Origin of the sequence: Microbacterium lacus, from assembly GCF_002812805.1 — a bacterium.
Taxonomy (GTDB): Bacteria; Actinomycetota; Actinomycetes; order Actinomycetales; family Microbacteriaceae; genus Microbacterium; species Microbacterium lacus_A.
This window is the reverse complement of the sequence record NZ_NMUM01000023.1, coordinates 66,397-89,453: the sequence shown is the minus strand read 5'-3', so window position 1 is coordinate 89,453 and position 23,057 is coordinate 66,397. Positions and strand designations below refer to the sequence as shown.

Below are 23,057 nucleotides of genomic sequence, written 5' to 3'. Positions count from 1 at the left end.
GTACCCTGGGCGGATGGCCGGGGAGCAGGTGGTGCGCGTCGCGGGGCGTCGCCTGCGCCTCTCGAACCTCGACAAGGTGATGTATCCCGAAACGGGCACCACCAAGGGCGAGGTCATCGCGTACTACACGCGCATCGCGCCGTTCCTGATCCCCCACGTGACGGGGCGACCCGTGACCCGCAAACGCTGGCCGGATGGTGTGGGCACGGCGGAGCATCCGGAGTCCTCGTTCTTCGCGAAAGACCTCGAGGCCGGCGCGCCCGACTGGGTTCGGCGCACCCCGATCGAGCACTCCGGCGGCCCCAAGGACTATCCGCTCGTCGGGGACGTCGCGACGCTCGTGTACCTCGCGCAGGTCGCCAGCCTCGAACTGCACGTGCCCCAATGGCGGTTCACGCCGGAGGGCGGCCGCGGCAACCCCGACCGTCTCGTGCTTGACCTCGACCCCGGTCCGGGCGTGGGGCTCGCAGAGTGCGCCGAGGTCGCCCGCTGGTGCCGCGACATCCTCGCCGGGATGGGCTGGGACGCCTATCCCGTCACGAGCGGCAGCAAGGGGATCCACCTCTACGCCGCGCTCGACGCGAAACAGACCAGCGACCAGATCTCGGCGTTCGCGAAGGAGCTCGCGCGGGCGGTCGAGGCGGATCATCCCGACCTCGTCGTCAGCGCGATGAGCAAAGCCGCGCGCCCCGGCAAGGTGTTCATCGACTGGAGCCAGAACAACGGCGCCAAGACGACGATCGCGCCCTACTCGTTGCGCGGACGCCTGCGCCCGATGGTCGCGGCGCCCCGAACCTGGGCAGAACTCGACGATCCCAACCTGGCGCACCTTGACTTCGCCGAGGTGCTCGATCGCGTCGAGAACGATGGCGACCCCCTCAGCGCACTGGGCTTCCACGCGGGCGGTCGCGCCGCTGACGATGGACCCCTCGCCGTGTACATCGCCAAACGCGAGGCGGGCAAGACCCCCGAACCCGTGCCGTCCAATGCGCTGGGTGCCTCCGAAGCATCCGGCGAACGCCCGCGGTTCGTCATCCAGGAACACCACGCGAGCCGCCTGCACTGGGACTTGCGCCTCGAGCGAGACGGAGTGCTCGCCAGCTGGGCGGTGCCTCGCGGCATCCCCCCGACCGCCGCCCGCAACAACCTGGCCGTGCAGACCGAAGACCACCCCATGGAGTACGCGGAGTTCGAGGGCACGATCCCCGCGGGCGAGTACGGCGCGGGCTCGATGACGATCTGGGACGACGGCCGCTACGACCTCGAGAAGTGGCGCGACGACGAGATCATCTTCACGCTGTTCGGGCGCCCAGGAGGCCCGCTCGGTGCGGTGCGCCTCGCGCTCATCCGCACAGACGGCGACGGCGAAAAGTCGACCTGGCTGCTGCATCGGATGAAGACGGATGCCTCGGGTGCGACGCAGACTGACGGGGCGCCCGTCGTCGCCCTGGACGAGATCGGCGACATCGATGACGAAGCCCCGCCTTCCTCGAACGAGCACGGGGGCGCAGACGTCGAGGCGAAACCGGAGGCGTCCTTCCGCCACGAGGCACAAGCGCCATCCAAGACGAGGCCGAGCTCCGACGTCCCCTCCGGCGAGCGCTTCACCCCCATGCTCGCAACAGGCTCCGCGCCCGGGCTCGCGGCCGGGGCGATCCGGCGCTGGTCGGCACGCGCCGGCGCGGATCCGTGGGTCGAGTTCAAGTGGGACGGCATCCGCGCCCTCGGCGTTTGGGACGGTGAGACTCTCCGCCTCATCGGTCGTCGTGGCACCGACATCACCGCACGCTACCCCGAGCTCACGGCCGAGCAGCTCGGGCTGCCACCCGAGCCCGCGGTGCTCGACGGCGAACTCGTCGCGCTCGACGAGACCGGCCGACCCAGCTTCTCGCTGCTGCAGCACCGCATGAATCTGGTGAAGGCGCAGGACATCGCCGTCGAGGCCCGGCGCACTCCCGTGACCTACTACGTGTTCGACCTCATCGAGCACGACGGAGAGGATGTCGCAGCCCTCCCCCTGCGCGAGCGTCGGGCCCTGCTCGAGCGCGTCGTCGCAGAAGCCCGTCCTCCGCTCTCTGCCCCGCCGGTCTTCGACGACCTGGACGCCGCCCTCGCTACCGCGCGCGAGTTCGGGCTGGAGGGCGCGATGGTGAAAGACCCTACATCGGCGTATCGCCGCGGCATCCGCACCGAGTCCTGGCTGAAGGTCAAGCTCACACACACGCAGGAGGTCGTGATCGGGGCCATCCGCCCGGGTCGCGGCGGCCGGAGCGGATCGATCGGTTCGCTGCTGCTCGGTGTGCCGGGTCCGGATGGGCTGCACTACGCGGGGCGGGTCGGAACCGGGTTCAGCGATGCCACGCTCGCGCGGCTCACGGAGGCACTGACGCCGCTACGTACAGACAAGAATCCCTTCGTCGGCATCCCGGCGGCGGATGCATCGGATGCCCTGTGGGTGCGGCCCGAGCTCGTCGGCGAGGTGGAGTTCGCCGAGTGGACCCGAGATGGTTCGCTGCGTCACGCCCGTTGGCGGGGACTACGTCCTGATAAGGACCCCGCCGACGTGGTCCGCGAAAGCTGATGCCTGGCTGCTCCCTTCGACAAGCTCAGGGAGCGTCCGGTCGCTGAGCCTGTCGAAGCGACCAGCCCGACCGCGGCACCTGTCAGGCGTGGGCAGCAGTGTCGCGATCGGCGTGACCCGCGGGTTCGATCTGGAATGTCGAGTGCGAGACGTCAAAATGATCGGCCAGGCAGGACTGCAGACTCGCGAGCAACTCGGCCGCACCCCCGCGTTCGAGTACGTCCGCATCCACAACGACGTGCGCCGTGAACACCGGCGCACCGCGGGTCAGTTGCCAGACGTGCACGTCGTGGACATCGGCGACGCCCGGCGCGCCCAGGATGTGGTTGCGGATCTCGGCGATCTGCGTGCCCTGCGGCGCGGACTCGGACAGCACCGAGAACACCTCACGCAGCAGCCCGATCGCCCGCGGGACGATCATGGCGGCGATCAGCAGCGATGCGATCGCGTCCGCCTGCACCCATCCCGAGACGACGATCACGATGGCGGCGACGATCACGGCCGCGGACCCCAACAGATCACCCATGACCTCGAGGTACGCCCCGCGCACGTTGATGCTGTTTCGCTGCGCCGAGCTCAAGAGCCACAGGGCGGCGGCGTTCGCGACGAGACCGATGATCGCGATGACGAGCATGACGCCCCCCTCGACCTCGGCGTCGCCCGGTGCCATCAGGCGACCGACGCTCTCGATCGCGATCCAGACCGAGAGCACGATCAACACGGCCGCGTTGATCAGCGCACCGAACACCTCGGCGCGCTGATAGCCGTAGGTGCGCCGGTCATCCGCCGGTCGAGACGCGACGGCGTTCGCAACAAGCGCGATGACGAGCGCGGCGGTATCGGTGAACATGTGCGCCGCATCGGCGAGGAGGGCGAGGGATCCGCTGAGCAGGCCACCAACGATCTGCACCACCATGACGGTCGCGGTGATCGCAAGCGACATCGCCAACAGCCGACGATGAGAGGCTGTACGGATGCCTCCCCCGGCCGGTGCGTGATCGTGCATGTACCCAGGCTAGGGCCGAGAATGCCCGGTTCTGCGCGATTTCTCCTAGCCGGGAATGACTCCGATTCTCATCCGCACCCGCAGCGGCGGGCGCGGACTCAGACCGAGAGGGTGGAGAGGAGCGGCACGAGCGCGACAAAGGCGCGAGCGCGGTGCGACGAAGCGTTCTTCTCAGCCGGCGAGAACTCCGCGGCCGAGCGCTCGGCTCCGCCGGGTTGGCCGTCCGGGATGAAGATCGGGTCGTAACCGAAGCCGTTCTCTCCCGACGGCGCCAGGGCGAGACGCCCGGGCCATCGCCCCTCGACAACATGCTCGGCTGCCGCTCCCCCGTCCACCGCCGGAACGACGAGCGCGATCGTCGACACGAACTGTGCGGTGCGATGCGGGTCCGCAACATCCGAGAGCTGGTCGAGCAGCAGGCTGAGGTTGGCCGAGGCATCCTTCGCGTGCCCGGCCCAGTAGGCCGAGAACACCCCCGGCGAACCCCCGAGCACGTCGATGCAGATGCCCGAGTCATCGGCCAGCGCGGGCAGTCCGGTATGCAGCGCCGCCGCGCGGGCCTTGATCAGCGCGTTCTGCGCGAAGGTCACACCGTCCTCGACGGGTTCGGGGCCGTCGTAGCCGACGACCTCGAGGTCCGGACGCGTCGCGCGGACGATCGCGGCGAACTCCTCGACCTTGTGCGGGTTGTGCGTGGCGAGCACGACACGGCGGGGCATCCGCTACTCCGTCGTCGATGCGACCAGGGCCGCAAGCTGCTGCTCACGAAGCGATGCGCACCCCGCAACACCCAGGTCCAGCAGTGCGTCGAGCTCGCGCTTGTCGAACGGAGCGCCCTCGGCGGTGCCCTGCACTTCGACGAACAGGCCCCGGCCTGTCACGACGACATTCATGTCGGTGTCGGCGCGAACATCCTCGACGTACGCGAGGTCGAGCATCGGCTCACCGTCGATGATGCCGACCGAGACCGCGGCGACCGAGTCGTGCAGGGGCTGCGAGCGCTGGGCGATGAAGTTCTTGCGCTTGCCCCACTCGATCGCGTCGGCGAGGGCCACGTAGGCGCCCGTGATCGCGGCCGTCCGTGTGCCCCCGTCGGCCTGCAGCACGTCGCAGTCGATCACGATCGTGTTCTCGCCGAGCGCCTTCGTGTCGACGACCGAGCGCAGCGCGCGGCCGATCAGGCGCGAGATTTCGTGGGTCCTGCCGCCGATCTTGCCCTTGACGCTCTCGCGGTCGTTGCGGCTGTTCGTCGCGCGCGGCAGCATCGCGTACTCGGCCGTGACCCAGCCCTTGCCCTTGCCGACGAGCCAGCGCGGCACACCGTTCGTGAACGAGGCGGTGCAGAGCACCTTCGTGCCACCGAACGAGATGAGCGCCGAACCCTCGGCGTGCGCGCTCCAGCCACGTTCGATCGTGATGGGACGCAGCTGGTCGGGGGTGCGCCCATCGGCGCGCGTGGTCTCGGATGTTTCGGTCATGGTGAACTCCTCGTTCGTCATCGGTGTCCCACTTATTCACCCCAAGGGCGCGTATGGGGTGAAGTGTTGGGACATGCAGGGTTAGGTGGGCGGCAGCTCGATCGCGCCGGTGTGCACGAGCTGGACGGAGCGCACCTCGCGGCCCATCAGCCGGTTCGCGAGGTCGATGAAGGCATCCGGTGATCCGCCCGTCGCCTCGTAAACGTGGGTCCCGGGCTGCTCCGACGAGGTCAGCAGATCGCGGGTCACGAGCTGGCGGTAGACGTCGTTCGCGGTCTCGTCGTCGCTCGCGACGAGCGAGACATCCGGACCCATCACGTAGCTGATCGCGCCCTTGAGGAACGGATAGTGCGTGCAGCCGAGCACGAGGGTGTCGATGCCCGCGTGGCGGAGGGGCGCGAGGTACCCCTCGGCGATTTCGAGCAGCTCGGGTGAGCCGGTAACACCCCGCTCGACGAAGTCGACGAACGCGGGGCAGGCCTGCGCGAAAACCGTCAGCGCATCGTTGAGTTCGAGCATGTCCTGGTAGGCGCCCGAACCGATCGTGCCCTCGGTGCCGATCACACCGATGCGTCCGTTGCGTGTCGTCGCGATCGCCGTGCGGACCGCGGGACGGATGACTTCCACCACCGGCACGTCGTAGCGCTCCCGGGCATCGCCGAGGACGGCGGCCGAGGCCGTGTTGCAGGCGATCACGAGCATCTTCACGCCCTGATCGACGAGCGAGTCGAGTACCTCGAGCGAGTATCTGCGCACGTCGGCAATCGGCTTCGGACCGTAGGGCGAGTGCAGCGTGTCGCCGATGTAGACGAGGGATTCGCGGGGTAGCTGGTCGCCGATCGCTCGGGCCACCGTGAGTCCGCCGACGCCGGAGTCGAAGATTCCGATCGGCGCGTCATTCATGGTTCCCCAGCCTACCGGCGCGGATGCGCGGGCCCGCGTCGGTAGAGTGACCGGATGACCGACCCGGCCGGCAGCCGCAGCAGCGCTCTGCACACCGATCGCTACGAGCTCACCATGGTGGGCGCCGCTCTCCGCGACGGAACCGCCCGCATCCCCTGCGTTTTCGAGATGTTCGCGCGGCGACTCCCCGGCGGCAGGCGCTACGGCGTCGTTGCGGGCACGGGGCGCCTGCTCGGGTTGCTGCGCGACTTCCGGTTCGGCGACGACGAACTCGCCTTCCTGCGGGATGAGCGGATCGTGGATGCCGAAACTCTCGCGTATCTCGAGGCGTACCGTTTCCGCGGCTCGATCTCGGGCTACCGCGAGGGCGAGCTCTACTTCCCCGGGTCGCCCGTACTGACCGTCGAGGGCTCCTTCGCCGACGCGGTGGTGCTCGAGACACTCGCCCTCAGCGTCCTCAATCACGACTCCGCCATCGCAACCGCAGCCGCCCGCATGTCCACGGCCGCGGGCACCCGTCCCCTCTCGGAGATGGGGTCACGTCGCGCGGGCGAAGAATCGGCCGTCGCCGCCGCGCGCGCCGCCTACATTGCGGGATTCGCCGCCACGAGCAACCTCGAGGCCGGGCGCCGCTGGGAGGTGCCGACCATGGGCACGGCCGCGCACGCCTGGACCCTGCTGCACGACACCGAAGAAGAGGCCTTCCGCGCCCAGGTCGACGCGCTCGGGCCGAGCACCACTCTGCTCGTCGACACCTACGACATCCGCCGCGGCGTCGAGACCGCGATCCGCGTCGCCGGCACTCAGCTCGGGGGCGTGCGGATCGACTCCGGCGACCTGCCGATCGTTGCGACCGACGTGCGCGCCCAGCTCGATGCGCTCGGCGCGACCGAGACCCGCATCACCGTCACGAGCGACCTCGACGAGTACGCGATCGCAGCTCTCGCCGCCTCACCGGTCGACGCCTACGGGGTCGGCACCTCGGTCGTCACGGGGTCGGGTGTCCCGACCGCCGGCATGGTCTACAAGCTCGTGGCGCGCCAGGATGCCTCGGGCGACTGGATCTCGGTGGCCAAAGCATCCGCGTCCAAGGCGTCGGTCGGCGGCCGCAAGTCCGCCTACCGAACGTTCGAGCACGGGGTCGCCAGGAGCGAACTCGTGACCTCTGATCACGTGGACAGTTACCAAGCGGATGCTCCGGCATCCGTCCCCTCCGACGCCCGCGCCCTCCAGGTCCGACTCGTCATCGACGGCGAGATCGACACGGCGGCCGAGGGCCCGGAGGGCACCCGCGCCGCCCGAGCCCATCACGCCGTTGCGCGGGCCGAGCTGCCGCTGCAGGCGCTCGCACTCAGCAAGTCCGATCCGGCGATACCGACCGTCATGGTCGAGTAATTCCCGTCCGGTCGAGCCGTTCGTTCGCTGACTCGAGTCAGGTCTGCAGCGACTCGTAGATCTCTTTGCACGACGGGCAGACGGGGAACTTCTCGGGGTCGCGACCCGGAGTCCACTTCTTGCCGCACAGCGCCCGCACCGGTTTGCCCGTCAGAGCCGACTCGAGGATCTTCTCTTTCTTGACGTAATGCGAGAAGCGTTCGTGATCGCCGGGTTCGACGTTCTCTTCCCGAATCAGCTCCTCGAGTTCGCGTTCGAGGGTGGCAAGGCCGCCTTGGTCTGGGGTATCGAGAGGCGTGCTCATGGCTGGTCAGTCTATCGGCGGAAGAGGCGGTCGGGTCCGTCTCAGGCGGTCTCGGCCAGTTCGAGCAGCCGGCCACCGCGGCGGCGGAAGACGGCCCCACCGATGGCCACACCGATGACGAACACAGCGAGCCCGATCCCGAGTCCCAGACCGAGCGCCGGCATGCTGGCGTCCGCGTCACCCGCAACGGTTCGCCACGTCCACAGCAGGGCCGGTGCGCTGACGACGACGGACCCGAACAGCACGACGCCTTGCGCGATGACACCCGATGAGCCCGTGCGCTGCGGCTGGCGGAAGGGGTTGTCGCCCGGGCGGGTGACGGCGTAGGGGGCGACGACCGACGCGATGCTCGACAGGCCGAGCCCCGAAAGATAGAGCGACGCACAGAGACCGATCATCGCGGGAAGCACGTCCCAACTGCCGTGCACCGCGACCGAAAACAGCACACCCACCGCCAGCACGGGGGTCGCGAGAAGCAAAATGGGCACGAGTCGTCCGACGCGATCCGAGACGCCGTGAACATCGGATGCCACGTGCATCCATACCGCGGTCGAGTCGTAGGCGACGTCGTCGTGCGGCAGCCACCCGAGAAACAGGGCTACCAGCGCCACGGGAACGAGGATGGCGATCTCGAGGGGAACGCCCGCCACCAGCAGGGGAACGATAGAGATGGCCGCGGCGACGGGCACGATGACGACGTTCATCAGGTAGCGGCGATCGTGCAGCCAATAGATCATGCTGCGTGCAGCGATTGCACCGCCTGGAGTACCGGGCATGACGGCGAACCACCCGAGTCCGGCGTGGTCCTGACCGGGCGTTGAGCGGATCGCTCCCGACACCAGGCGGTGCGCCAGCCACGCCCACGACGCCCAGAGCACGACGAGGGTGAGGACGGCCACGACGATCGCGACGGCGGTGTTCGCGTTCGGGTCACCGATCGCCCAGGCGGCGCCGAAGGGGGTGAGGGCGAGTACCTCGGCCACCGAACCGACGGGGACGACAGGCGGATCAACGGATGTCGCGAGGTACACGCCGATCGGCACAGCGCCGGCGAGAGCCCCGAGCGCGAGCAGCCCGATGAGCGATCCGCCACGCCCTTCCCGAACGGCGATCGCGGCCAGAGCGAAGCCGACCCGGCCCGCAAGCGCACACGTGAAGACCGCGAGGATCGCACCCACAGTCGCGAGCGCAGGGCTCGTGCCGTGGTCCACACGGACCACCACCCCGCTGACAGCGAGCACGACGACGAGCGCGAAAGGGACGCTGATGAGCGATGCAAGTGCCAACGTCGCGACGAGCCCCCGCGGGGCCAGACCGAACACCGCGAAGCGGCGAGGATCAAGCGGGTCGGGGGTTCCCGTCAGGCCCGGGGCGAGGGCGAAGGCCAGAACCAGGGCGGAGCCGGTCCAGACCAGGACCGTGCCGGTCCGATCGGACGACGCATCGGTGAGCGACAGGATGCCGAGGCATCCGATGATCGCGAGCGCGATCACGGCGACGAGACCGAGGACAGCGCGAACCACATGTGACGAATCGCCGCGGAGCGCACCGACGAGAAGCGCCGCCCTCAGTCGGAGAACGTGTGCAACCACTCGAGACCTTCCGCATCGTCGACGCCGCCCGACAGCTGGACGAAGCGCTGCTCGAGCGTCATCTCGCCGCGCACTTCCTCGACGGTTCCCGCAGCCAGAACCTCGCCTTCGACGAGGACCGCTATCCGCGTGCAGACGCGTTCGACGAGCGCCATTCCGTGACTCGAGAGCACGACCGTGCCGCCGTGCTCGACGTAGGTCTCGAGGATGTCGAGGATGACCTGTGACGACGCCGGATCCAGCGACTCGAACGGCTCGTCGAGCACGAGAACACGAGGTGAGTGAATCATCGCGCCCGCCAGCATGACCTTCTTCGTCATACCCGCGGAGTAGTCGGAAACAACGCGCCCCAGGGCGTCCACCAGGTCGAACGCCCGCGCGAGGTCGGCGATACGCGATTGCACGACCGAGGCCGAAAGCCCGCGCAGCACACCGTAGTAATAGAGCAGTTGGCGCCCGGTCAGGCGATCGAATGTCCGCAGACGGTCCGGCAGCACACCGATGAGCTTCTTCGCCCGCGAAGCGTCTGTCGCCGTGTCGATCCCGCAGACCTCGATCGTTCCGCTATCGGGACGGAGAAGCCCGGCGATCATCGAGAGTGTGGTCGTCTTGCCGGCACCGTTCGGTCCGACAAGTCCGAAGAACGACCCCGCGGGGATCGTCAGATCAATGGCATCGACGGCACGCGTATTGCCGAACTCCTTGACGACGCCGCGCAGGGCAAGCGCCGGCGTTGCCGACTCGGGCGTGGCCGACTCGGTCGCGTTCTCGGCGGGCGCCGCAAGCACGTCGGGATCGATCACGGCCGCGAGCTCGTCCGGGGCTGGCCCGTCGACGATGGGCTCATCGACGATCGGATCATCGGCGATGGGCTGCTCGTCGATCGCGTCGTCGGGCTCGGACTCATCGATGTCGAGCTCGTCGACAACCTGTTCTTCCGCGACAGGCTCTTCGACAGGCTCTACGACGACAGGCTCTTCCGACACAGCCGCATCGAGCTCCGTGACATCGCCTTCCGCGACGTCAGGCTCCACGACGTCAGGCTCCGCGACATCGGCTTCCGCGACATCAGGCTCCGCGACATCGGACACCGGCTCGGCAACAACGGGTTCAGCGAAATCGTCCACGGGGTCCGCAATCACGTCATCGGCGGGCGCGACCGGCTCGGGAAGAAACAGCGGCGGGAGGGGAGGAACGGGGGGGATATCCACCGGATGGGACGTCGGCAGGGGCGGAGGCGGTCCCGGTATGAGAACGGGAGGGGTCTTCGTGGGTGCACTCGGCGCACTCTTCGTGGCCCGGGGCGCTGCAGGCTTGCGCGGAGCAGCGGGTTTGCGAGACGTCGATCCACCCGACCGGGGTGCGGCGGGCTTGCGCGGAGCCCGCGAAGTAGACGTCTTGGCGGCCGGCCGGGGAGGCTTCGGCGGTACGGCCGCGGTCGAGTCATCCCTCGTCTCCCGCTCGGCGTCCGTCCGTCTTGCGCCTGTCGGGGTCCAATCGGCGGGCGGTGCCGGGGGACGCGGGGCACGCGGACGCGGCGGAACCTGGGGGGCTCGCTGAGGCTCGGCGGGGGAAGTCGCGGCCTTGTCGGAAGGTTCCCGCGGGTCAGGCGTGGGAGCGGTCACCGACCCAACGTATCAACCATCCGCACCCAGACCCGGGGGACGTGCCGGGCATTCACAGCCAAGGGTCTCTCGTGTCACGAAAAGACAACGACGGCGATCCGCCTCTGCTGGTTCCCAGGGTCGATCTGTAGCATGACGGAAGCACAAAGACGTGTCGCGTATCTGAATTGACGGTGAACGCACACGAACTTCTGGAGCATCATGAGTCTACAAATAGTCATCCTCGCAGCCGGTATGGGCTCGCGACTGGGTCGCGCCTTGCCCAAACCGCTCACGGAGCTGAACGACGGCCGCTCCATCATGCAACAGCAGCATGACAACGTTCGTAGTGCCTTCGGCGACGACGCCCGCATTACGACGGTCGTCGGCTACCGTGCCGAGACCATCGTCGAAGCGTTCCCGGACGTCGACTACGTCTACAACGACCGCTACGACCAGACGAACACGTCCAAGTCGCTGCTGCGCGCCCTCGAGAAGACCGGGCGCGATGGCGTCCTGTGGATGAACGGCGATGTCGTCTTCGACCCGCGCGTCCTGGGACGCGCGATCGAGTTCATCGAGCGCGGCCAATCCTTCGTCTCCGTGAACACCGCCAAGGTCAGCGACGAAGAGGTCAAGTACACCGTCACCGCCGAGGGCTACATCAACGAACTGTCGAAGACCGTTCGGGGCGGAATCGGCGAGGCCGTCGGAATCAACTACATCTCGGCCGCCGACAAGAAGGCGTTCATCCACCAGCTCGGCCGGGTCGATGACCAGGACTACTTCGAGCGTGGCCTCGAACTCGCGATCATCGAGAACGCGCTCCTCGTCGAGCCCCTCGACATCTCGGATCTGTACGCCGTCGAGGTCGACTTCGCCGAAGACCTCGAGCGCGCCAACCTGTTCGTTTAAGCCGGACTCTTCCAGCGCGTCCCCAGCCCTCGCGGGTAGGCTCGCGAGGATGGTCGACAAGGTACACAGGATTCACTCCCTGTCCGAAGATGCCCCCTGGCAGGGAGGCCTTCCGCCCGTGGGCTCGGAGGAGCATCCGCGCATCGTCCGTGCGCTCGACCGCGTGCTCGCGATCCAGCGTCCGCTCGTCGTCGCCCACATCCGCAGCATCCGACTCCGACACCCGGACGCCGTGACCGCAGACATCGTCCGCATGCTCGAGCGTCGCTATCTCGCGGCCGTCACCACGGGCGGCGCTGCCGTCGGTGCCACCGCCGTCGTCCCAGGTATCGGGACCGGTGTGACACTAGCGCTGTCGGGTGTCGAGACGATCGGATTCCTCGAGTCGACCACGCTCTTCGCGCAGTCCGTCGCCGAGGTCCACGGCATCGCCATCGAGGACCCCGACCGTGCCCGTGCACTGGTTCTGACGCTCATGCTCGGTAAGGAGGGCGTCGACCTGGTCGCCCAGCTCGCGGGTCAAGCCGCGGGCAAGGGCACGGCTCGCCCGGCCTATTGGGGTGAGATGGTCACGAAGACGCTCCCCCGCGCCGCCGTCGGCCCACTGGTCGATCGCCTCAAGACGGTCTTCGTCCACCAGTTCGCGGCCAAGGCCGGTGCCTCGTGGGTCGGCAAGGCTCTGCCCTTCGGCATCGGCGCCGCCGTGGGTGGCGCCGGCAACAACATCTTGGGCCGTCGCGTTCTCGTCGGCTCCCGTCGTGCGTTCGGCGCCCCACCCCTCGAACTGCCCGCCGACCTCGAGCCGCGTCCGGGCGCCCGACGAGTGGAACACTCGACGCTTTCCGGCGTAGCCCGCCTCGGCGGGACGGTCGCCGGAGTCGTCGGTGGGGCTGTCGGTAGCGCGGCGCGTGGTGCCGGGTCGGCGGGGCGCAAGGTAGCGGGTTCTGTCGGCCGGATCATCCCCGGTTCCCGCAAGGCAATCGACGCCAACACGGCGGCCCCCGACACAGACGATGGTGGCGGCGACGCCGGCGATGGGGACGACGCCACGAACGGCGACACTCGGGCTTAGATCGCGGATCCGTCCTCCCCCGCGCACGTCGCGAGAAGTTCTCCACGGTCCACCGCGTCAGATTCGAATTCTTCGCTCCGCTGTCTGCGGCCGGCCCTAGCGTGCCTCGCATGCTGACCCCTCTGATCCCTCGCGGCGATCGATCCCGCGGACTCGCCTACCGTGTGCCCTGGCACGTCGAACGGCTGCACGAAAGCCATAGCCTGGTCTCGAATGTGAGCGCCACCGTGGTCGACATCGTCCGCGTCTTCGTCCATGTGAGCCCCGCGCGGCCCGGCGCCGTCCACCACTCGATCGATCAGGTTGGACCCCGTCTGCCCCGTACGCCGCGCGTCGAAACGCACCTGTGGGGGCTCATGACCCCCGGAGAGAGCGTCGAACTCTGCCTGTGCGCCCTCGACCCGGACGACTGCCTCGTGACCCTTGCCTGGTTTCGTCCGGACGACGGCCGCGAGTACGTCTGGCGGTTCGCGCCGTGACTGCGCAGTCCCGCAAGACCACGCAGTCCCGCGAACCGTCAGGCGTCGAGCTCGGCCTCGTCGAGTTCTTCGGGGTTGCCCGCGGCGACGGAGCGCGCGTGCCACGTGTCCCAGTGGCTCATGAGGCGCTCGATCGCGGCCCGGAACGTCGCGGTCGGAACACCCGGGCGCACGTCGCCGAAGTAGTGTTCCACCCAGTAACCGAGGCGCGCCGCGACCTCGGGATCGGCCGTGACACGCTCGAGTTCTGCGACGAAGCCCGTCGGAGCGTCGGCGTCGAGCCACTCGCACGCGGCCAGGTAGCCACCCGTGTCGACGGATGCCTCGGGGTCGACCGGTTTCGTGATCAGCAGTGGACGACCCGCAGCCAACCGGTCGTAGACCATAGCCGAGATGTCGACCACGGCGATGTCGGCCGCGGACAACTGCCAACCGAGCTCGGGTCGGTTGTCATAGACATGGTGCGCCGACGCATCCCGCGCATTGGCGGCGGCGATCGCCGCAATGATGCGCGCGTTGGCCGCACCATATCCAGGATCGATGACGCCGCTGCGCGGATGGGGCCGATAAATGAGGCGATGCCGACCGGTCGCGAGCAACTCGGCAACGAGCTTTTCGCCGTGCGTACGGACGGACCCGTAGTGCGCCGACGGCCGGTCGCCCTCCCAGGTGGGGGCGTACAAAACCACGGTTCGGTCATCGGGCGTGTACGGCAGCTCACCGGAGTAGTAATCCGCCTGGGGCCGACCGATCGGAATGGCCCGGCGATCGAAGTCGTAGTCCCACAACACCCGCGACAGCCGCTCACGCGCCGCCGCCCCGGCGATGAAGGCGAAGTCGTACGCCTTGAACTGGTTGGTGGTCATGTACATCTTGTCGGACTCACCGTGGTTGATGAAGACGTGCCAGCGATGCCCGTACCGGAACATCTGAAAGTTGCGGGTGTTCTGGTTTACGTACAAAACGATGCGGATGTCCTGCGTCGCAACGAATTCCTCGAGGCTCCGCACCGAGGGCACGTAGGCCACCGGCAGTGCGCCGTCGGCCAGTATCGTCCGAGCCCCCGTGGCCGAGCGCGAGAGCACCACGACGGGCCAGGTCGGCGCGAGTTCAGCGAGCGGTCGGTACCACTGCCGGATCTGGTACATGTTCACGTCACCGTCGGCAAAGTAAACGGCGATTCGGAAGTGTCGCGGAGGGTGCGGGGGGTTGTTCTCGAACTGGCGCAGCACGCCCCGGTGAGCGGTGCGGTTCGCGAGGGCTCGCCGCGCCAGGGCGGCGAGTTTGCGACCATCCGACACGAGACTCATCCGATCAGCCTACCCAGCATCCACTCGGGACCACGGCGAGCCTCGTGACATGATCGACGGGTGCATCAGGAGGAACGCGGGACGGTCGCGAAGACAGATAGGGACGCACCGATCGTGCCGCCCGGTTCCGGGGTGTCGTTCGTGATGCCGGTGCTGAACGAACGTCGCTACCTCGAGCGGGCGGTGCAGACGGTCCTGGAGCAGGACGTGAGCGGCCCGACGGAGCTCGTGTTGGCGCTCGGTCCCTCGACCGACGGCACGACCGAGTTCGCCCGTGAGCTGGCGGGCCGAGAGCCGCGCATCACCCTCGTCGACAATCCCGCCGCAGATATCCCCATCGGGCTGAACGCCGCCATCCGCGCGAGCACGCTGCCCACGATCGTGCGCGTCGATGCGCACTCCGAACTCGCGCCGGACTACACGCGCCTCGCCCTGCAGACCCTCGAACGCACGCGCGCCGCCAACGTCGGCGGCGTCATGCACGCCTCCGGTCGGACCCCGTTTCAGCGGGCGGTCGCGCGCGCCTACAACTCCCCCATCGGCCTGGGCGGTGGGGCCTACCACGGTGGCACCCGCGAGGGTGAGGCTGAATCCGCCTACCTCGGGGTGCTTCGACGCTCGGTGCTCGACGAGGTCGGACTGTTCGATGAAAGCATCCGACGGGGCGAGGATTGGGAACTCAACCTGCGCATCCGTGCGGCCGGATACCGCGTCTGGTTCGACCCGACACTCTCCGTGACGTACTGGCCCCGCGAGAGCTGGGTGCGATTGGCTCGGCAATTCCGCGCCACCGGAGCCTGGCGCGGAGAGTTGGTCCGTCGCTACGGTCGCCGCAACTCGCTGAGATTCTTCGCACCTCCCGCGCTGGTCGTGGACGTCACCCTCAGCATCGTCCTCGCTATTTTGCAAGTCACGGGCGTGATCAGCGGATGGCCGGCACTCCTCGCATCCGTCGTCTATCTCCCGGTCGCCGCCTACGCGGTCCTCATCGTCGCGGTCGCCACGGGGCGCGGCGGGGGAATCGGATGGCGCGACAAACTGTGGACCCTCGCGGTACTTCCCACCATGCACCTGGCATGGGGCACGGGCTTCATCGTCGGGTTGGTTCGCGGCGCACACGAGACGGTCGACACGTCGCGCCTCGGCGACCGCAACACCCCCCTGCCGTAGGACGTGGCCCACACGGAGCACCGGCGGGGCTAGTCGCGGTCGACGAAGCCCTGATCGAGGATGCGGGCCACAACACGCTCCGCCGCCCGACCATCCTCGCGAGCGGAGAATTTCCGTCGCCAGGCGTCATACCGGGGGGCGTAGGTCGCCTGCGTCGCCGGGTCCTCGATCGCCTCGACAAGATCGTCGAATGTGCGGACGACCGGCCCAGGCGCGTGCGCCTCGAGATCGAAGTAGAACCCGCGCAGCTCGCCACGGTAGTGCTCGAAATCCGGGACGAAAAAATACATCGGCTTGGCCGTGACGGCGAAGTCGAACATCATCGACGAGTAGTCGGTGATCAGCGCATCTGCGGCAAGCAACAACCGCGAGACGTCCGGGTATCGCGTCACGTCGATGACCCGCGCGCCCGCGGCATCCCGTCCCGCCGGTAGTGTCCGCGAATGGCCGCGCACCAGAACCACGGCGCCCGACCGGCGCGCCAATTCGGCCGGGTCAAAGAAGTCGACGATGAGGTCGCGGTCATCTCGCCAGGTGGGCGCGTACAGCAGCACACGCTCGCCCTCCGCGATTCCGAGCTGCGCCCGGACCGCCGCCCCGTCCCCCGTGGTGAGGACATCGTTGCGGGGATAACCCTCGACCCACACCGGACGAGTCAGGAAGGCATACGCCTTGCGCAGGATGCTCTCGCTGTAGGGGTTCGCCGCGAGGAGGACGTTCCACCGGCGCGATTCCCGGACGACGGCGACGGCACGACGGGGGTCAAAGCCCGGACGGTGCAGGGCCAGACGCTTCAGCGGTGTGCCGTGCCAGGTCTGCAGGACATGCTGACCCGGCCGTCGTGAGTAGGCCCGACGCAGCCAGTCGTTCACGACGAGCAGACGAGCCGTGCCGCGAGCGCGCCACCACTCGGGACTTCCCTCGACGACGGCAATCGCGCCCTCGGGAACCGCGATCGAGAGGTCGACGACGCTCCAATACCGAGTGACCGCGGGTGCCACGCGCGCGAGTTCGCGATCGATCGCGAGCGGATTGCAGCTCGCCGAGCGGCCATAGAAGCTCTCGAAAAAGACGGCGTTCTCGAGAGGAGCCGTGCGGCCGACGTAGCGTCGCGCGAGAGCGTCCTGACCCGCCCCGGAGTCGTACGCCGGGTCGACGGGAGGGCCGATGACCAGCGTTCCCTGCTCGCCCTCGAGCGTCGCGCGGAGTCCTTCGAGAATGGTGAGCGGCAGCGAATCGGTGAAGAGCACCTCGTCCGCATCATCCGGCGTCGTCCGCAGACGGATCGTGTAGGAGCCGCTCGGCAGGGGCAACTCCGGACCACCCCACCGCGAAGCTGCGAGCGGAAGGCGTGCCTTCCAGGTGTTCCCGCCGCCCGTCACGACCGCGTCCACACGCGTCCGAGGTCCGTCGAGCCAGACCACCTCGGGACGCGGCCCGCTCCCCTGCAGCACGAGTTCTTCTGTGCCGTCGCTGACGAAACGTGCGGAGGTCATGCGGTGCTCTTTCGGTGTTCGGGGACCCGGCTGTGCAGCTGAGCCCCGTTCAGGATCGCACGGTACACCCGCGCCGTGTTCTCGCCGTCCCGGTAGGTGTGCACGCTCGCGCTGAGATCCGCGGCACGAGCGATCCGCTCCGCGCGGACGACGGGATCGGCCAGCAGCGCATCCAGCTGCGCGACGGTGTCATCCCAGGTCGTCCCCGGATCGGTGCCCGCGACATCCGAAAAACGCCCGTAGAAGCCCCGCCGGCGGGCGTACTCTTCGACATCGGGCGCGAGAAAGAGCACCGGAAGCGGTACGAGCGACGCGTCGAACGCCATGGACGAGTAGTCCGTGATCAATGCGCTCAGGGCAGGCAGGGCGGGGGTTGCATCCCGGAGCCGTGAGCTGCCGAGCGCCAGTACACGGTCGGTCGCGAACGGTGGCTCGTAGTCGCCTGCGCCGAGCGGGTGCGAGCGCACCAGCAAGACGGCGTCGCGCGCCTCCAGCATCTCGATGAGCTGGCGCCACTGCGCAGGCGTCGGGATCGCGGGGTCGGGCTCGCCATCTCGCCACGTCGGCGCGTACAGAACGAGACGCGAATCTCCGAGTGGGGGCAGTCCCGCGCGGGCAAGCACGGCGCGAGCGCGTTCACGCCGCTCACCCGGCGTTCCCATCGACAGCACATCGACACGCGGCTCTCCCGTGACCGGAACGCGGGCATCGGGCAGTCCGAACGCGGATTCGAGCCGCCCGCGCACCAGCGGCGAGGCCGCGGGCAGCAGGTCGATCTGGCGAGCAGCGCCGCGGTACATCGCGCCCAGGGCGCGGCGCAGCAGGCGCGACCGCGGCAGGATGCTGCTCCGGAGCGTCTCGGGAGAGTCGAGCCCGATCCGCTTGAGCGGAATGCCGTGCCAGAGCTGTGCGACGAACGCACCCGAGACGGCGTACCTGTTGACGTCGCCGAATCCGTGGGTCACGACGATCACCCGCGCACGCGACGTGCACCAGAAGCCGCGCCACGACATCCGCCGGACGTGCGGGATGCCGAGGGCCGAGGCATCCGCAGCTTCGCTGTCGGACCCGGTGAGCCAGACGGCCGGGCGAGCGTCGGCGGCAACCCGCTGCCAGAGCGCAAGAGCGCCATCACCGATGCCGGCACCACAGCCGAAGACCCATTCATCGCGCGAGCGGGGAATGACGAGGGTGGCGAGACGACCGGCCGCATACAGCGGGATGCGAGCGAGCTTGGCCGCATTGCCCGCGCCGAATGAGAAGGACGCCACGATCCCCTTTCCGCACGCGAGCCTACCCGGTGGGGTCACACGACGGGCGGAGCACAGCGCGACGCCCCGGCACCTCTTCAGGAAAGAGGGCGCCAGGGGCGTCGCGTGTGGAGCTCGAGGGAGTCAGCCGAGTGAGCCCAGGGTGACGTCCACGCTCTGCGTCTCTCCGTCCCGGACGAATGTGACGGTCGCATCGCTTCCCGCCGCCGCCGCCCGGACCTGGGCGGTCAGGTCGATCGAGTCGGTGATCGGCACCCCGTTGAACGCGGTGACGATGTCGCCCTCGCGGATGCCCGCCGCTTCCGCGGCACCGCCGCTCGAGATCTCCTGGATGTACGCGCCCGAGATGGTGGCGTCTTCGACCGAGCTCGCCGCGACCACCGAGGCACCCAGCAGACCGTGCGTGGCTGCGCCGTCCGCGATGATCTCATCGGTGACGCGCTCGACGATGTTCGACGGGATCGAGAAGCCGACGCCGATCGATCCCGAGGAATCGGACGAGGACGACCCGGCCGTCGCGATCGCGACGTTGATGCCGATCAGCTTGCCTTCGGCGTCAACGAGCGCTCCGCCCGAGTTACCCGGGTTGATCGCCGCGTCGGTCTGGATGACCGCGATGCTGATGGTGCCGGCCGAGCTGCTCCCCTGGCCCTGCTGACCGGGGATGTCGAACTGGAACGGACCCTGCTGGCCCTGCTCCTGGTCTTCTTCGCCCTGGTCTTCGTCGGTGCCGGATTCGGGAGCCGCCGACGACGCGATCGAGATGCTGCGGTTCAGCGCGCTGACGATTCCCGTTGTAACGGTGTTGGACAGACCGAGCGGGGCACCGATCGCGACCGTCTGGTCGCCGACGTTCAGCTCGGACGAGTCTGCGAACTCGATCGGGGTCAGGCCCGAGGCGTCCTCGAGCTTGATCACGGCGAGGTCATAGGTGGGATCCGTTCCGACGATCTCGGCGTCGTAGATCTTGCCGTCCGACGTGGTCACGCGGATCGTCGGGGTACCCGTTGCACCATCGAGCGTCACGACGTGAGTGTTCGTTGCGACGTATCCGTCCTCGCTCAAGATGACACCGGAACCGCTGCCTCCCGACCCGCCTCCCGAAACTTCAATCGTGACGACGCTCGGAGTCACCTTGGCGGCGATCGCCGTCGTGGCGTTGACCTTGTCCGGGTTGTTGACGGTGACCGTCGACCCGCTCTGTACGACCGTCGTCGAGGGCGCGGCCCAGAGCTGTGTGCCCGCGTAGGCACCCCCGAGGCCGGCGGCACCGCCGACCAGCGCAGCGGCGACGATCAGACCGGCCACGCGGCCCGCAGCGGACTTCTTCTGCGCGGGGCGCGGGGCGGCACCCACGGAGCCGGGGGCGAACGGAAGCGTCGGCTGCGTGCCCGTCGCGTGCGTACCGTAGGCGGCGGTCGCCGCGGGACCGAAGGCCTGTCCACCGGAGGGTGCACCGGCGAAGGCGGGAGCCGCCGTGGGCGCAACGGGGCTGTAGGGCTGCTGGGCGCCGGGCAGCGGCGGCGCAGGCGGGTAGCCGTTGTGCGCCGAGGCCGCGGGCGGGGTGTGCGGGGGCACCGCGCCATGTGCGGGTGCTGCGTTCGCGGGTGCTGCGCCAGCCGTCGACGCGGCGGCCGGCACGGTGGGTGCATCGGGCGCGGTTGCCGCGTTCTCGCTCGCCGGCGTTGCGTCGCCGTTCGGCCGGGCCGCGTCATCGGTGGGGCTGGTGCCCTGGGTGTCGGTCATCGGGTGCTCCTTCGTTCAAATCTCCTTCACTGTGCTCTTGGATCCTGTGCGTTACATATGACGCGACCGCGTGTCGACTATGCGAACGGGCTGCCTTAGCCTGGAGCGCGGCGACCGCCTCGGGCGCCCCGTCAGGAGGCGTGGATGTCTGAGCCCACGGGCGCGTGGAAGCGCACCGCTGCGGGCGCCGGTTTGCTCGGCCCGGACGGGTCGGTCTCACCGACGATCTTCGCCGAGATGACCGCGCTGGCCACGAGTACCGGTGCAATCAACCTCGGCCAAGGCTTTCCGGACGAGGATGGCCCCCTCGAGGTGCTCGACGCCGCCCGCGAGGCGATCGCGCAAGGAGCGAACCAGTATGCGCCGGGCCGAGGCATCCCCGACCTGCGTCTGGCGATCTCCGAGCACCAGCAGCGGTTCTACGGACTCCACCTGGACCCCGATCGGCACGTACTCGTCAGCGCGGGGGCGACCGAGGCTATCGCTGCAGCCCTTCTCGCTCTCGTCGACTCCGCCGACGATGAGATCGTGGTGTTCGAGCCGTACTACGACTCGTACGCCGCATGCGTTGCCCTCGCGGGTGCTCGGCTCGTGACGGTTCCTCTCCGCTGGCCCGATTTTCAGCCTGATCTCGATGCCCTTGAGCGCGCGGTCACCGATCGCACCCGGGTCATCCTGGTGAACAACCCCCACAATCCGACCGGAGCTGTCTTCGAGACGCCGGTGCTGCAGCGAATAGTCGAGCTCGCCGAGCGGCACGATGCGATCATCGTGGCCGACGAGGTCTACGAGCACCTGACGTTCGATGTGCCGCACGTGCCGTTGGCGACGCTGCCCGGCGGCTGGGAGCGGACCCTCACGATCTCGTCCGCAGGCAAGACGTTCTCGACGACCGGGTGGAAAATCGGGTGGGCGACCGGTCCCGCTCCGCTCATCACGGCCGTCAACACGGTCAAGCAGTACCTGACGTATTCGAACGGCACGCCGTTCCAACCGGCCATCGCGACCGGTTTGCGGCTGCACGATTCCTTCTTCGAGGGCATCGCCTCGGAGCTGGCACTCAAGCGCGACATCCTCGGCGCGGGTCTGCGCGCGGCGGGCTTCACGGTGTCAGAGCCGCGCGGCTCGTACTTCACCGTCGCGGATGCGTCGCCACTCGGAGTCACGGATGCTGCGGCGTTCTGCCGCGATTTGCCGCAGCGTGCCGGGGTCGTCGGCGTGCCCGTGTCGGCCTTCGTCACCACGGAGCACCGCGCACAGTACGCGACGCTCGTGCGGTTCGCGGCGTGCAAGCGCGTCGAGGTGCTCGAGGATGCCGCCGGGCGTCTCGCCGCGCTTATGCGTTGAGCCCGCACGCTCTGAGCCTGTCGACGGGACACCGCGATGGCCAGTCCTCCCCAGGACGAGAAATCTCGTGCCCTACCCACGCCAGGCGAATCCAGAGATCCGTGCCGCAGATACGGCGCGATGATCTGCGCATGGGAATCCGTTACTACGCATACGCCTTCGACGCCGACCTCGCACGACAGGCGGTCGACGACCCGCACAGCATCCTGTCCAGTGACCCGCTCGCTGACGCTTGGGGTCTGGAACCGCATGCGAGCGTCGGCGTTACGACGTTCGAGCAAACCACACCCAAGCGCGACATGCTCTACCTGGACAAGGCTTGGCGGGCCCTTCAGTCGCTGACGCGACCGAGCCCTATCGAGGCCGCAACCGGGTCCTCGTATCGAATGTTCGAGGGCGACGTGACGATGCACGGGATGGGGTGGGACCCGTGGGTGAGAACGATCGTGCCGGAAGAGGTTCCGGCCATCCGCGACGACCTCTGCGCGATAGACGAGACCCGGGTACACGCATGGGCGCGGACGTGGCGCAGTCCGCACGGCGCGGACGACGATGCCGAGCTTCAATACGTTCTCGATTACCTCCGCCGCGCTCAGGAATTCCTTGAATCACTGGCCGACGAAGGCCGAGGGATGGTCTACCTCATCGGGTGAACCGGGCGTAATATATAGACAGCTTATATATATCGAGGGGGGCGTCATGGCCGTCACATCCATTGATATCGACCGCGATCTTCTGCACGACGCGAAAGAACTGCTGGACGCATCCACCAACAAAGAAGCCGTGCAGCGCGCTCTGCAGTACACGATCACGATGCAACGACAGCGACTGGCGTTCGAGCGGATCTCGCAGCGAGAGTTCACTGACGAGCAGATCGATGCACCGAAGATCGACTACACGCCGTAGTCCCCCACGTCGGTCAGAGGCACGTGAACGAGTCAAAGTCCCCCACTCCGGTCGAGCGCCGCGGGTACTTGGTAGATAACAGCGTGCTGCAGAAGCTGTCACGCAGCGCGAATATACAGCGCCGGTTCGCGGAGATCACCAATACATACCCGATCTACACATGCCCTCCGCAGGTTCTCGAATACTGCTGGTCGGCAAGAAACCCCGCAGAATACGCCGAGCTGCGGCGGGATATGGACCTCTACACGCCCGCGGGAATCGCACCTGAACAGAGCGCGATTCTCGATATTCATCAAGCCTTGTGGGACAAGGGACTCATGCGCGGAGCCGGAAACGCGGATGTTCTCATCGCGGCGTATGCCCTGGCAAACGACCTCACCCTGCTCACGGCTGATCATGACTTCGAGCACATTCAGCGGGCTCTCGGGCACGGAATCCTGCGGCAGGAGTACGTGGCGGAGCAGAGCGATCCGCCCGGCTAG

At 68.2% G+C, this 23,057-nt stretch carries 21 protein-coding genes; 10 read left to right on the top strand and 11 right to left on the bottom strand.

All coding sequences use genetic code 11. From position 1 onward, the window contains the following. The first annotated feature begins 13 nt into the window (after nt 1-13). Nucleotides 14-2,581 carry an ATP-dependent DNA ligase gene (locus CGU34_RS08190; RefSeq protein WP_036297072.1) on the top strand — a complete coding sequence of 856 codons (2,568 nt, stop codon included), beginning with the start codon at nt 14-16 and terminating at the stop codon, nt 2,579-2,581. Between the two features lie 82 nt (nt 2,582-2,663). Here CGU34_RS08190 and CGU34_RS08185 read toward each other — a convergent pair whose 3' ends face one another. The 4 genes from CGU34_RS08185 to murI form a co-directional block, all read right to left on the bottom strand. Further along, nucleotides 2,664-3,587: a cation diffusion facilitator family transporter gene (locus CGU34_RS08185; protein WP_100813819.1), complete on the bottom strand. Its 924-nt coding sequence runs from the start codon at nt 3,585-3,587 to the stop codon at nt 2,664-2,666. Between the two features lie 98 nt (nt 3,588-3,685). Further along, nucleotides 3,686-4,306, bottom strand: a complete 621-nt coding sequence (gene rdgB, locus CGU34_RS08180) for an RdgB/HAM1 family non-canonical purine NTP pyrophosphatase (RefSeq protein WP_100813818.1) — start codon at nt 4,304-4,306, stop codon at nt 3,686-3,688. Between the two features lie 3 nt (nt 4,307-4,309). Continuing rightward, nucleotides 4,310-5,065 (bottom strand): ribonuclease PH, encoded by a 756-nt coding sequence (rph, locus tag CGU34_RS08175; RefSeq protein ID WP_100813942.1) that lies wholly within the window; start codon nt 5,063-5,065, stop codon nt 4,310-4,312. 81 nt (nt 5,066-5,146) lie between these two features. After that, complete coding sequence (murI, locus tag CGU34_RS08170; RefSeq protein WP_100813817.1) at nt 5,147-5,968, bottom strand: glutamate racemase; 822 nt, start codon at nt 5,966-5,968, stop codon at nt 5,147-5,149. 54 nt (nt 5,969-6,022) lie between these two features. Here murI and CGU34_RS08165 point away from each other — a divergent pair, with 54 nt between their 5' ends. Then, a complete protein-coding gene (locus CGU34_RS08165) occupies nt 6,023-7,363 on the top strand; it encodes a nicotinate phosphoribosyltransferase (protein ID WP_036297064.1) in 1,341 nt (446 codons plus the stop codon). 37 nt (nt 7,364-7,400) lie between these two features. Here CGU34_RS08165 and CGU34_RS08160 read toward each other — a convergent pair whose 3' ends face one another. Genes CGU34_RS08160 through CGU34_RS08150 form a run of 3 tightly spaced genes read right to left on the bottom strand, consistent with a single transcriptional unit; the run spans nt 7,401 to nt 10,470 of the window. Beyond that, complete coding sequence (locus CGU34_RS08160) at nt 7,401-7,667, bottom strand: DUF3039 domain-containing protein (RefSeq protein ID WP_036297062.1); 267 nt, start codon at nt 7,665-7,667, stop codon at nt 7,401-7,403. Between the two features lie 41 nt (nt 7,668-7,708). Continuing rightward, nucleotides 7,709-9,259 carry a hypothetical protein gene (locus CGU34_RS08155; protein WP_036297060.1) on the bottom strand — a complete coding sequence of 517 codons (1,551 nt, stop codon included), beginning with the start codon at nt 9,257-9,259 and terminating at the stop codon, nt 7,709-7,711. Next, nucleotides 9,235-10,470: an ABC transporter ATP-binding protein gene (locus CGU34_RS08150; RefSeq protein WP_232711602.1), complete on the bottom strand. Its 1,236-nt coding sequence runs from the start codon at nt 10,468-10,470 to the stop codon at nt 9,235-9,237. Before CGU34_RS08150 ends, CGU34_RS08155 begins: the two co-directional genes overlap by 25 nt. Before the next feature lie 615 nt (nt 10,471-11,085). Here CGU34_RS08150 and CGU34_RS08145 point away from each other — a divergent pair. From CGU34_RS08145 to CGU34_RS08135, 3 genes are all read left to right on the top strand, one after another. Next, on the top strand, nt 11,086-11,778 hold the full coding sequence (locus CGU34_RS08145; RefSeq protein WP_036297058.1) for an NTP transferase domain-containing protein: 693 nt from the start codon (nt 11,086-11,088) through the stop codon (nt 11,776-11,778). 49 nt (nt 11,779-11,827) lie between these two features. Further along, nucleotides 11,828-12,850: a hypothetical protein gene (locus CGU34_RS08140; protein WP_036297055.1), complete on the top strand. Its 1,023-nt coding sequence runs from the start codon at nt 11,828-11,830 to the stop codon at nt 12,848-12,850. A gap of 110 nt (nt 12,851-12,960) precedes the next feature. Continuing rightward, nucleotides 12,961-13,329 (top strand): hypothetical protein, encoded by a 369-nt coding sequence (locus CGU34_RS08135; RefSeq protein ID WP_036297095.1) that lies wholly within the window; start codon nt 12,961-12,963, stop codon nt 13,327-13,329. Nucleotides 13,330-13,367: 38 nt separating this feature from the next. Here CGU34_RS08135 and CGU34_RS08130 read toward each other — a convergent pair whose 3' ends face one another. Further along, nucleotides 13,368-14,639, bottom strand: a complete 1,272-nt coding sequence (locus CGU34_RS08130; protein ID WP_036297053.1) for a CDP-glycerol glycerophosphotransferase family protein — start codon at nt 14,637-14,639, stop codon at nt 13,368-13,370. Between the two features lie 144 nt (nt 14,640-14,783). Between CGU34_RS08130 and CGU34_RS08125 the strand changes: the two genes are divergently transcribed. Next, nucleotides 14,784-15,809, top strand: coding sequence for a glycosyltransferase (locus tag CGU34_RS08125; protein ID WP_051513191.1), 1,026 nt, complete (start codon nt 14,784-14,786; stop codon nt 15,807-15,809). A 29-nt stretch (nt 15,810-15,838) separates the two neighbouring features. On the opposite strand, the gene CGU34_RS08120 is transcribed toward CGU34_RS08125, so the two are convergent. The 3 genes from CGU34_RS08120 to CGU34_RS08110 form a co-directional block, all read right to left on the bottom strand. Then, complete coding sequence (locus tag CGU34_RS08120; protein ID WP_036297051.1) at nt 15,839-17,305, bottom strand: CDP-glycerol glycerophosphotransferase family protein; 1,467 nt, start codon at nt 17,303-17,305, stop codon at nt 15,839-15,841. Continuing rightward, a complete protein-coding gene (locus CGU34_RS08115; protein WP_036297049.1) occupies nt 17,302-18,576 on the bottom strand; it encodes a CDP-glycerol glycerophosphotransferase family protein in 1,275 nt (424 codons plus the stop codon). Before CGU34_RS08115 ends, CGU34_RS08120 begins: the two co-directional genes overlap by 4 nt. Before the next feature lie 123 nt (nt 18,577-18,699). Further along, nucleotides 18,700-20,322 (bottom strand): S1C family serine protease, encoded by a 1,623-nt coding sequence (locus CGU34_RS08110; RefSeq protein WP_036297047.1) that lies wholly within the window; start codon nt 20,320-20,322, stop codon nt 18,700-18,702. A gap of 144 nt (nt 20,323-20,466) precedes the next feature. Between CGU34_RS08110 and CGU34_RS08105 the strand changes: the two genes are divergently transcribed. From CGU34_RS08105 to CGU34_RS08090, 4 genes are all read left to right on the top strand, one after another. Next, complete coding sequence (locus CGU34_RS08105) at nt 20,467-21,669, top strand: aminotransferase class I/II-fold pyridoxal phosphate-dependent enzyme (protein WP_036297045.1); 1,203 nt, start codon at nt 20,467-20,469, stop codon at nt 21,667-21,669. A gap of 131 nt (nt 21,670-21,800) precedes the next feature. Then, complete coding sequence (locus CGU34_RS08100; RefSeq protein ID WP_036297043.1) at nt 21,801-22,322, top strand: DUF1877 family protein; 522 nt, start codon at nt 21,801-21,803, stop codon at nt 22,320-22,322. A 46-nt stretch (nt 22,323-22,368) separates the two neighbouring features. After that, nucleotides 22,369-22,575: a type II toxin-antitoxin system VapB family antitoxin gene (locus tag CGU34_RS08095; RefSeq protein ID WP_036297041.1), complete on the top strand. Its 207-nt coding sequence runs from the start codon at nt 22,369-22,371 to the stop codon at nt 22,573-22,575. Nucleotides 22,576-22,598: 23 nt separating this feature from the next. Beyond that, complete coding sequence (locus CGU34_RS08090; RefSeq protein WP_081766200.1) at nt 22,599-23,057, top strand: PIN domain-containing protein; 459 nt, start codon at nt 22,599-22,601, stop codon at nt 23,055-23,057.

Coding starts and splice junctions, on each gene's coding strand:
- CGU34_RS08135 (WP_036297095.1), top strand. CDS start 12,961: ATGCTGACCCCTCTGATCCCTCGCGGCGATCGATCCCGCGGACTCGCC.
- CGU34_RS08185 (WP_100813819.1), bottom strand. CDS start 3,587: ATGCACGATCACGCACCGGCCGGGGGAGGCATCCGTACAGCCTCTCAT.
- CGU34_RS08160 (WP_036297062.1), bottom strand. CDS start 7,667: ATGAGCACGCCTCTCGATACCCCAGACCAAGGCGGCCTTGCCACCCTC.
- CGU34_RS08110 (WP_036297047.1), bottom strand. CDS start 20,322: ATGACCGACACCCAGGGCACCAGCCCCACCGATGACGCGGCCCGGCCG.
- rdgB (WP_100813818.1), bottom strand. CDS start 4,306: ATGCCCCGCCGTGTCGTGCTCGCCACGCACAACCCGCACAAGGTCGAG.
- CGU34_RS08130 (WP_036297053.1), bottom strand. CDS start 14,639: ATGAGTCTCGTGTCGGATGGTCGCAAACTCGCCGCCCTGGCGCGGCGA.
- CGU34_RS08100 (WP_036297043.1), top strand. CDS start 21,801: ATGGGAATCCGTTACTACGCATACGCCTTCGACGCCGACCTCGCACGA.
- CGU34_RS08105 (WP_036297045.1), top strand. CDS start 20,467: ATGTCTGAGCCCACGGGCGCGTGGAAGCGCACCGCTGCGGGCGCCGGT.
- CGU34_RS08125 (WP_051513191.1), top strand. CDS start 14,784: ATGCCGGTGCTGAACGAACGTCGCTACCTCGAGCGGGCGGTGCAGACG.
- CGU34_RS08120 (WP_036297051.1), bottom strand. CDS start 17,305: ATGACCTCCGCACGTTTCGTCAGCGACGGCACAGAAGAACTCGTGCTG.
- murI (WP_100813817.1), bottom strand. CDS start 5,968: ATGAATGACGCGCCGATCGGAATCTTCGACTCCGGCGTCGGCGGACTC.
- rph (WP_100813942.1), bottom strand. CDS start 5,065: ATGACCGAAACATCCGAGACCACGCGCGCCGATGGGCGCACCCCCGAC.
- CGU34_RS08095 (WP_036297041.1), top strand. CDS start 22,369: ATGGCCGTCACATCCATTGATATCGACCGCGATCTTCTGCACGACGCG.
- CGU34_RS08165 (WP_036297064.1), top strand. CDS start 6,023: ATGACCGACCCGGCCGGCAGCCGCAGCAGCGCTCTGCACACCGATCGC.
- CGU34_RS08190 (WP_036297072.1), top strand. CDS start 14: ATGGCCGGGGAGCAGGTGGTGCGCGTCGCGGGGCGTCGCCTGCGCCTC.
- CGU34_RS08140 (WP_036297055.1), top strand. CDS start 11,828: ATGGTCGACAAGGTACACAGGATTCACTCCCTGTCCGAAGATGCCCCC.
- CGU34_RS08145 (WP_036297058.1), top strand. CDS start 11,086: ATGAGTCTACAAATAGTCATCCTCGCAGCCGGTATGGGCTCGCGACTG.